Here is a 7,151-nt window from a genome sequence, read left to right on the forward strand (position 1 = left end):
GAGGTAGTCAGTTACCTAATTTTCAGGGAAAAAGTACCTGAATTTTACCCCTGATCCCTCCAATGGTCGGCACTTTTTGAGGTCAAAAAAGTCTAAAAGCCTTATCCAACAAGGTTTTTAGATTTATTCAGCAAGCCCTACTTATCTTAGGGGCCACCAATTAACTTTATCTCTGGTGGCACTGTAAACTTCTTTTAAACCCTCGGCATCCAGTACCCGAATTAAATCCCCCGTCGATTCTGAGGCAATTAATCCCACGTTTTGCAATCCTTTTAATACCTGTTCGACGGTGCGTTGATTGAGTTGACAAGCGCGAGCAATCATATCGACGGATAAATCAAAAGTATAGATATTTTCGGCATCTGGTTGACTGCCTAATTCTCTTTCTTGATAGATTAAGGCTCTGAGTAAAGTGGCTACAGCTTGGGGTGGATAGCTACTGCAATTAAGCAAATGATACTCGAATTTTTGCTGTAATTCAAATAAAAAACAGTACCGTTGACGAAAACTTTCGTTATCGTTGTAAATCTTTTCTAGCGCCGATAAGGGAATTTTCAGGACGTGGGTAGTTTTATAGGATTCCACCAAACAGGGAAAGGCGCGACTGGCTAAACCATAACTAAAGGGTAAACTCCTCATGCCAAAACAGCCACCGGGGTAGGTAATGGCAATAATCCGGTCGAGGGGGGTGCTGCGGACGACGATTACACCCTCATTCAAAATCACATACAAAACATCTAGAAATTCATCGGGTAGAAAAGCCGTATAGACGGGACGATTGGAAAATAGCGTCTCTAACTTGAGATTGTCGGCATCGAGATAGTGACTTAACCAAGCTTCCTCTAGTCCGCGAAAAAGAAAACTCTGGTTAATCAGTTGTTGTAGGAGGGTTGTTTTTTTGGCTTTGACGCTCTTGCCCATAGTCTCAAACCTAGATGTAGCACTGATTTTATCTTCTCACAGTTTCCCTTGTTATCGCCTTATTCCCAATTTGTTTTATAAATGTATTGAAATTTTGTTTCCCGTGCTGTAGGATTAAAACACGCCTGAAAACAGATACAACCTCAGAGTAAATCTTAGGAGCGCCGCCGATGCAGTCATCCCAGTCTTGTTTATCCCTACTCGTGGCAACTGTCCTGACGGGGGGAATGCTGGTATCTTGCACCCCATCCCCCACCAATAGCGGCAATGACAGCCAAAAACCCGTGACTGTGACACTTGTTTCCTATGCTGTCACCCAAAGTGCCTACGAAAAAATCATTCCCAAATTTGTCGAGAAATGGCAAGAAAAAACGGGGCAAAAAGTAACTTTTGAACAGAGTTATGGTGGTTCCGGTTCCCAAACTCGCGCCGTTATCGATGGTTTAGAAGCGGATGTGGTAGCGTTGGCTTTAGCTTTGGATACCAAGAAAATTGAGCAAGCGGGATTAATTCAACCCGGTTGGGAAAAAGAAGCACCCAATGACTCTATTGTTCATAAATCTGTAGTGGCTTTTGTCCCTCGCGATGCCAATATTAAAATTAATAAATGGTCAGATTTAGCCAAGGATAATATTAAAGTTATTACCGCTAATCCCAAGACTTCTGGCGGAGCGCGCTGGAATTTTCTCGCTCTTTGGGGTTCGGTGACACAAGCGGGAGGCAGTGAGCAAGAGGCGCAAACTTTTGTCGAAAAAGTGTTTAAAAATGTGCCAGTTTTACCTAGAGATGCTCGCGAATCTAGTGATGTATTTTTTAAACAAGGTCAGGGAAATGTGCTAATTAATTACGAAAACGAGATGATTCTCGCTAACCAAAAAGGTGAGAATTTAGCCTATACTGTTCCCACCGATTATAACATTTCTGTGGATAATCCCGTGGCGGTTGTTGATGCCAATGTGGATAAAAAAGGTACGAGAAAAGTGGCCGAAGCTTTTGTGCAGTTTTTATTTACCCCAGAGGCACAAAGAGAATTTGCTAAAGTTGGTTTTCGTCCCGTTGAGCCGACGGTAGCTAAAGAGTTTGAGAGTAAATTTCCTCAGATAAAAAATCTCTTTACCGTGCAGGATTTAGGCGGTTGGGATCAGGTACAAAAGCAATTTTTTGATGATGGAGGCTTGTTCGATAAAATTCTGACTAAAGCTGGTAAGTCTTAAGGAGAAAAACCATGGATAATCAACCTCAATGGCAGACTATTAATCATCCCCAAAGTGATTTACATCTCGATCAATCGGGACTTGATCGCCCCACGTCCCGACGGATAAAAATTCGGGTTCCTAAACAGTATATTAACGAGCCAATCATAGCACGTTTAGGATCTTTTCCTGGTCTAAAAGTGAATATATTTTCTGCTTTGTTAGCTGCCAATAATAATCAAGATGGCTGGTTCGATTTACAACTACAAGGCAACTCTCAAGGTATAGAAAATGCCCTTTCCTATCTAGCAGATTTAGATGTAGAAGTTTGGTATGATTCAGCACAAGTTCTTGAAGAAGCGGACAATTGGTAATCTCTAAAAATAATTAACAATGGCTAACCCACAATTATCTTTATCTCCCAGTCAACCCCAGAAAAAAGTTTCTATTCCTTGGATAATTACCATTAGTTATCTAGTGGTTTTGTTGGTTTTACCGGCAGCGGCACTATTTGCTAAATCCCTAACCCTTGGTTTTGCTGAATTTTGGCGTGTTGCCACTTTACCGATTTCTTTATCTGCTTACCAAGTCACTTTTTTTACTTCCTTAATTGCCGGATTAATTGACGGAGTTTTCGGCACTATTATCGCTTGGGTGTTAGTGCGTTATCGATTCCCGGGTAAAAAAATTGTCGATGCTTGTGTAGATTTGCCTTTTGCTTTACCCACTTCTGTTGCTGGTTTAGTCCTCGCCACAGTTTACAGTGATAACGGTTGGCTCGGTCAATTTTTTGCCCCCTTTGGTATTAAGATATCCTTTACCATTTTAGGGGTTTTTGTGGCGATGTTATTTATCGCTTTACCCTTTATTGTCCGCACCCTACAGCCAGTTTTACAGGAAATGGAAAAAGAGGTAGAAGAAGCGGCTTTATCCCTCGGTGCTTCCTCTTGGCAAATCTTTTGGCGAGTGATTTTTCCCACAATACTACCCGCTATTTTAACAGGAGTTGCCCTCGGTTTTGCCAGAGCGATCGGCGAATATGGTTCTGTAGTTATTATCTCATCTAATATTCCCTTTAAGGATTTAATTGCCCCAGTTTTAATCTTCCAAAGACTAGAGGAATATGATTACACGGGGGCGACAGTAATCGGCATGGTTTTATTGCTGGTTTCTCTGTTCATGTTAGTAGTAATTAATTTCCTGCAGCAATGGGGGCAAAAATACAGAGTTAAGTAAAGGGTAAAAAACATTAGAGTATAACCGGAGACAGATCAAAATGCTGAGTCTAAAAAAATCAACTAAACCGAAAGAGCGGGATTACAAACCCCTACTAATTATCATCGCTCTTGTCTATCTGGCACTATTATTATTTATTCCAGCAGCGGCAGTATTTTACTATGCTTTTCGCAATGGATTCCAAGCTTTTTTAGAAGCGGCGGGAACTTCTGACTTTATCGAAGCGGTAAGATTAACAGTAATTATTGCCCTAATTACTGTACCTTTAAACACAATTTTCGGACTTTGTGCCGCTTGGGTAATTGCTCGCAATCAATTTCGTGGCAAAACTTTATTAATTAGTTTAATTGACTTACCTTTTGCAGTTTCTCCCGTGGTAGCGGGTTTAATGATTGTACTGCTCTATGGGCGCAATGGTTGGTTAGGTTCTTTTTTAGAACTTTTCAGTATAAAAATACTTTTTGCTTTACCCGGAATGGTATTAGCAACTATATTTGTTACTATGCCTTTTGTCGCTAGAGAAGTTATCCCAGTCTTAGAAGAAATTGGCTTAGAACAAGAGGAAGCGGGGCGCACTTTAGGGGCAAATGATTGGCAGATTTTCTGGCGCGTCACTTTACCCAATATTCGTTGGGGGTTGATGTACGGAGTGCTGTTAACTAATGCCCGGGCGATGGGAGAATTTGGGGCGGTTTCTGTGGTTTCTGGCAGTATTTTAGGGAGAACTGCCACCCTGCCAATTTTCGTAGAACAGGCTTATAAAAATTATCTCACTCCTGCCGCTTTTAGTGCGGCGGCTATTCTCGCCTTACTAGCAGGAGTTACTTTAATTATCAAAGAAATTCTCGAACGTAAAACCGCCCACAAAATTCATACTACTTAACTACAAAAGACCTAAAAATATGAGTATTACTATCCAGCAAGTTTCCAAACGTTTCGGCAATTTTCAAGCTTTAGATAATATCAGTTTAACCATTCCTGAAGGCAAATTAGTCGCCCTTCTCGGACCATCGGGATCGGGAAAATCCACCTTATTACGTTCAATTGCGGGATTAGAAAGTCCCGACAGTGGCGCAATTATCATTAACGGACAAGATACCACCCATCTTGATCCTAGGCGGAGAAATATCGGCTTTGTTTTCCAACATTATGCCCTATTTAAACATTTGACTGTCCGTCAAAATATTGCTTTTGGTCTAGAAATTCGCCAGCAAAAATCACCAGTAATTAAGAAAAAAGTTGAGGAACTATTAGAATTAATTCAATTACAAGGATTAGGCGATCGCTATCCCGCCCAATTATCGGGAGGACAACGGCAAAGAGTAGCTTTAGCCCGCGCTTTAGCCATTCAACCAAATGTATTATTATTAGATGAACCCTTTGGAGCTTTAGATGCAAAAGTTAGAAAAGAATTAAGGGTATGGCTGAGAAATTTACACGAAGAAGTTCACGTTACCAGTGTTTTTGTTACCCACGATCAAGAGGAAGCAATGGAAGTGGCCGATACGATTGTTGTGATGAATCATGGTAAAATTGAACAGGTGGGTTCTCCCGCCGAAATTTACGATCATCCAGCCACACCTTTTGTGATGCAGTTTATTGGGGAAGTGAATATCTTACCCAGTTTAGCAGGATTAGGAAATGGACATCATCCGGGGGATAATTCCACCGTTTTTATCCGTCCCCACGATCTGGAAATTATGCCCAGTCAAGATGGGTTGAATAGTTGGGCAGTGGTAAAAAGAGTTATTCATTTAGGCTGGGAAATACAAGTAGAATTAATGTTAGCCGATGGGGAAATGGTGGTAGCTTATCTCAATCGAGAGGAATACAAGCAATTACAGTTACAACCAGAACAAACGGTACATTTAAAACCGAGAAAAGCGACCCTACTCACTGATTTTGACAATAAAAGTGAGAAAGTTATCGATTATTCAATTTAAAAACTTTATTTGTGTGACAGCTTTTCTCATCAAGATGAAGTTTAACCAGATGTTCATCGACTAGGGGAGACAATCTCTCTGCTGGCTGTAATTCTGGCGAAAGCGATTGTCAGGGATTGAGATGGCCTTGTGTTTGGGAAAAGGGTTTTATCAATTATGCAGGGCTGCTTTGTAAGTAGCCCGTTGCGGGTTCAAATCCCATTTAACAACTTTTGAGTCAAGACCTAATTTAGCGGCGTGATTGCTCTAAAATAAGGTCATCGCCCAATCAGTATATAGCAATGACCTTAATCGCTGTCATCGATTACGACATGGGAAATCTGCACTCTGCCTGTAAAGGACTGGAAACCGTGGGTGCAGTGCCAAAAATTACCGATTCTCCCCTCGATCTCGAAAAAGCTGACGCTATTGTCTTACCCGGAGTCGGTTCTTTTGATCCTGCTGTCCGGCAAATTCGCAGCCGTCATCTCGAAAAACCGATCAAAGCGGCGATCGCTAATGGTAAACCCTTTCTCGGTATCTGTCTCGGTTTACAAATTCTTTTTGACTCATCAGAGGAAGGTCAAGAGGCGGGTTTAGGGGTTATTCCGGGGACAGTGCGCCGTTTTCGCTCGGAACCGGGCATTACCATTCCCCACATGGGTTGGAATCAATTAGACTTCACCCAGCCGGATCATGCTCTTTGGCAGGGATTACCCCCGCACCCTCACGTCTATTTTGTCCATTCCTATTATGTCGATCCCCTTGATAGTCATCTAACTGCCGCCACCGTCACCCACGGCAGTCAAACGGTGACGGCAGCGATCGCTCGTGAGCGTTTGGTGGCGGTGCAGTTTCACCCGGAAAAATCCTCGACTAATGGCTTAAAAATTCTGGCTAACTTTGTTCAACAGGTGCAAAAATTAGCTTTAGTCTCCTAAATAAGCCTTTAAAACCCGCTCGTTTTTTTGGATTTCGCTGGGAATGCCATCGGCTAAATTTGTCCCTTCTGCTAATACCCAAACGTGGTGACAAAGGGACATAATCACATCCATATTATGCTCGATAATTAAAAAGGTAATTCCCTGACGATTCCATTCGATAATATGGTCGCTGATTTGACCGATTAAAGTGGGATTAACTCCGGCGGCTGGTTCATCTAATAAAATTAATTTTGGCTCGGTCATTAGCGCTCGGCCGATCTCTAATAATTTCCGCTGTCCTCCCGATAACGCCCCCGCATAATCCTGCGCTTTCTCTACCAGACCGATCGAATCTAATATGTCCAAAGCTTTGGCACGATTTTCCTGTTCCTGTTGGCGAATTTTTGCCCCCTGAAACCAGACTTTGAGAAAATTCTCTCCCGTTTGCCCCGGACTAGCTAAGAGCATATTTTCTAACACCGTTAATCGGGATAATACCCTTGCTACTTGAAAAGTTCTCACACATCCTTTCAGGGCAATTTGATAGGGAGGCAGCTGATGAATGGGCTGACCATCAAGAAAAACTTCTCCTTTATCCGGGCGAATAAAATTAGATAAAAGGTTAAAAAGTGTAGTTTTGCCGGCTCCATTTGGTCCGATTAACCCGGTAATGCTGCCCTGCGGCACCTCCAAATAAGCATTATTGACGGCGCGAATGCCCCCAAAACTTTTCGATAATCCTTTGGCAGAAAGTAACATATATAAATTATTAATTATGAATTATGAAGTGGGAAGTGTTTTCAGTGAAGAGTAATCGATGAACTGATAACTGATAACTGATAACTGATAACTGATAACTGATAACTGATAACTGATAACTGATAACTGATAACTGATAACTGATAACTGATAACTGATAACTGATAACTGATAACTGATAACTGATAACTGATAAC

At 41.8% G+C, this 7,151-nt stretch carries 8 protein-coding genes; 6 read left to right on the forward strand and 2 right to left on the reverse strand.

Annotation, left to right across the window (positions count from 1 at the left end; translation table 11 throughout):
* Window positions 1-141 precede the first annotated feature (141 nt).
* The gene (locus IM485_RS01910; protein ID WP_104397307.1) at window positions 142-921 is read right to left on the reverse strand and encodes a Crp/Fnr family transcriptional regulator; all 780 of its coding nucleotides are present in this window, start codon (window positions 919-921) and stop codon (window positions 142-144) included.
* Window positions 922-1,091: 170 nt separating this feature from the next.
* On the opposite strand from IM485_RS01910, the gene IM485_RS01915 reads away from it, so the two are divergent.
* The 6 genes from IM485_RS01915 to hisH all read left to right on the forward strand — a co-directional run bounded on the left by IM485_RS01915 (window position 1,092) and on the right by hisH (window position 6,213).
* Window positions 1,092-2,135 carry a sulfate ABC transporter substrate-binding protein gene (locus IM485_RS01915; protein ID WP_287740881.1) on the forward strand — a complete coding sequence of 348 codons (1,044 nt, stop codon included), beginning with the start codon at window positions 1,092-1,094 and terminating at the stop codon, window positions 2,133-2,135.
* An 11-nt stretch (window positions 2,136-2,146) separates the two neighbouring features.
* Window positions 2,147-2,488: an NIL domain-containing protein gene (locus IM485_RS01920; protein WP_002802587.1), complete on the forward strand. Its 342-nt coding sequence runs from the start codon at window positions 2,147-2,149 to the stop codon at window positions 2,486-2,488.
* A 19-nt stretch (window positions 2,489-2,507) separates the two neighbouring features.
* Window positions 2,508-3,350, forward strand: a complete 843-nt coding sequence (cysT, locus tag IM485_RS01925) for a sulfate ABC transporter permease subunit CysT (RefSeq protein WP_104397305.1) — start codon at window positions 2,508-2,510, stop codon at window positions 3,348-3,350.
* Window positions 3,351-3,390: 40 nt separating this feature from the next.
* The gene (gene cysW / locus IM485_RS01930; protein ID WP_002802588.1) at window positions 3,391-4,233 is read left to right on the forward strand and encodes a sulfate ABC transporter permease subunit CysW; all 843 of its coding nucleotides are present in this window, start codon (window positions 3,391-3,393) and stop codon (window positions 4,231-4,233) included.
* Window positions 4,234-4,252: 19 nt separating this feature from the next.
* Entirely contained in the window at window positions 4,253-5,293 is a 1,041-nt protein-coding gene (locus IM485_RS01935; RefSeq protein WP_104397304.1) for a sulfate/molybdate ABC transporter ATP-binding protein, read from the forward strand.
* A gap of 281 nt (window positions 5,294-5,574) precedes the next feature.
* Window positions 5,575-6,213, forward strand: a complete 639-nt coding sequence (hisH, locus tag IM485_RS01940; protein ID WP_272103525.1) for an imidazole glycerol phosphate synthase subunit HisH — start codon at window positions 5,575-5,577, stop codon at window positions 6,211-6,213.
* Here the strand turns inward: hisH and IM485_RS01945 are convergent.
* Window positions 6,202-6,954: an ABC transporter ATP-binding protein gene (locus tag IM485_RS01945; RefSeq protein ID WP_104397302.1), complete on the reverse strand. Its 753-nt coding sequence runs from the start codon at window positions 6,952-6,954 to the stop codon at window positions 6,202-6,204. The genes hisH and IM485_RS01945 overlap by 12 nt on opposite strands.
* Between the last annotated feature and the right edge of the window lie 197 nt (window positions 6,955-7,151).

Origin of the sequence: Microcystis sp. M169S2, assembly GCF_020245865.1 — a bacterium.
GTDB classification, from domain to species: Bacteria; Cyanobacteriota; Cyanobacteriia; order Cyanobacteriales; family Microcystaceae; genus Microcystis; species Microcystis ichthyoblabe_A.